2 protein-coding genes are annotated in these 1,640 nt (G+C 74.5%); one reads left to right on the forward strand and one right to left on the reverse strand.

The features are described from left to right. Positions 1-608: SDR family NAD(P)-dependent oxidoreductase (locus tag SACPADRAFT_RS26890; RefSeq protein ID WP_007027543.1), on the forward strand; the 608-nt coding region annotated here is incomplete at its 5' end. A gap of 104 nt (positions 609-712) precedes the next feature. Here the strand turns inward: SACPADRAFT_RS26890 and SACPADRAFT_RS0210585 are convergent. Beyond that, on the reverse strand, positions 713-1,501 hold the full coding sequence (locus SACPADRAFT_RS0210585; RefSeq protein ID WP_007027542.1) for an SDR family NAD(P)-dependent oxidoreductase: 789 nt from the start codon (positions 1,499-1,501) through the stop codon (positions 713-715). Positions 1,502-1,640: the final 139 nt, after the last annotated feature.

A 1,640-nucleotide genomic window follows, 5' to 3' on the forward strand; every position in this document is an offset into this window, starting at 1 on the left:
CGGGGCCCGCGGCCACCACGCGGCTGCACACCCACGTCGCCGACCTGTCCGTCGAGGACGAGGTCGTGGCCGCCTGCGCCGCGGCGGTGCGGACCCTCGGCCGGGTGGACGTGGTCGCCAACGTCGCGGGCACCCTGCGCACCACCCCGATCGCGTCGGCCGACACCGACGACTACCGGGCGTTGTTCGCGGTGAACGTGCTCGCCCCCACGGTGGTGTGCCGCGAGCTCCTGCCGCACGTGCCGGATTCCACCGGGGTGATCGTCAACGTCGCCTCCACCGCGGCGACGAAGGCACACCCGGGGATGACCGGCTACGCCGCCTCGAAGGGGGCGCTGTTGTCGCTGTCGGTGTCCCTGGCGGCGGAGCTGGCCCCGCGCCGCATCCGGGTGGTACCGGTCTCCCCGGGTGGGGTGGCGACCCCGTTGACGGCGGACCGGGACACCTACGCCGGCATCGACACGCGCTGGTACCGGCGCACCTTCCCGCTGTGGGGCGAGCCGGGGGAGCCGGAACAGATCGCCGCCGCGATCGCCTTCGCGGGCTCGGACGACGGCGGCTACCTCAACGGCGTGGAACTCCGCGTCGACGGCGGTTCGCACAGCTGAGGCGGTCCGCACGGCCGGGAGGTTGTGTCCGGGAGTTGTGTTCCGGGCGCCCGTCTCCCGAGGGCCCGTGTCGCCGACGGGGTGTCGCGACACGGGCCCGGAGGTCAGGAGGCCGGGTCGAGCAGGCGGCGCATCGCCTCGTGGGCGCCGAGCACCACGTCGGCCCGGGGGAAACCGTTGCGCTTCTCCACCGCGCGCTGATTGCCGCCCGCGATCCATACCGGACCGTCCGCGAGGTGCTCCAGGCCCTCGCGGGCCACGTCCTCGGGGCGGGCGACGTTCAGCCCGGGCAGGTCCAGGTTCAGCCCGCCGCGGCGCATCGCCGGGGTGTCGGTGACGCCGAGCACGAGTTCGAGGACGTGCACCCCGTGCTCGCGCAGTTCCAGCCACAGGCCCTCGGCGAACACCCGGCCGAACGCCTTGGCGGCCGAGTACACGCTGACCTCGGCGTGCCCGAGGTAGCCCGCCATCGAGCCGACCAGCAGGATGCCGCCACGACCACGCCCGGCGAGGCGCTGCCCGAAGTGCCGGGTCAGCGCGAGCTGGGCGGTGATGTTCAGGTCGACGACCTCGCGCATCCGGTCCGGGTCGCCGGTGACGAACTCGTGGCCGTAGCTGTTGGCGCCCGCGTTGTACACCAGCAGACCGACGTCGAGGTCGTCGGTGGCGGTCCGGATCTCGTCCGGTGCCGCCGGGTCGGTGAGGTCCAGCGCCAGGGTGCGGACCTCGACCCCCTTGGCCCGCACCGCCGCGGCGGTCTCCGCCAGGGGCCCGGGTTTGCGCGCGATCAGCACGCTGTTGATCCCCGCGTCGGCGAGCTGGTGGGCGAACGCCGCCCCCACGCCCTCCGAGCCGCCGGCGATGACGGCCCACGGGCCGTACTGCTCCCGCATCGTGTCCTGCTTTCGTCTCGTGGATCCGGTCGGTTCCCGGCGCGCGGGACCGGCGCCCGCCTCCCCGCGCCTTCGCACGTCCGAGCCGGCTTCGACCCGCGGCGCGGTTCAGCCCGCGGAGGCCTCGTCCCTCTCGGCC

Source organism: Saccharomonospora iraqiensis subsp. paurometabolica YIM 90007 (assembly GCF_000231035.2).
GTDB lineage: Bacteria > Actinomycetota > Actinomycetes > Mycobacteriales > Pseudonocardiaceae > Saccharomonospora > Saccharomonospora paurometabolica.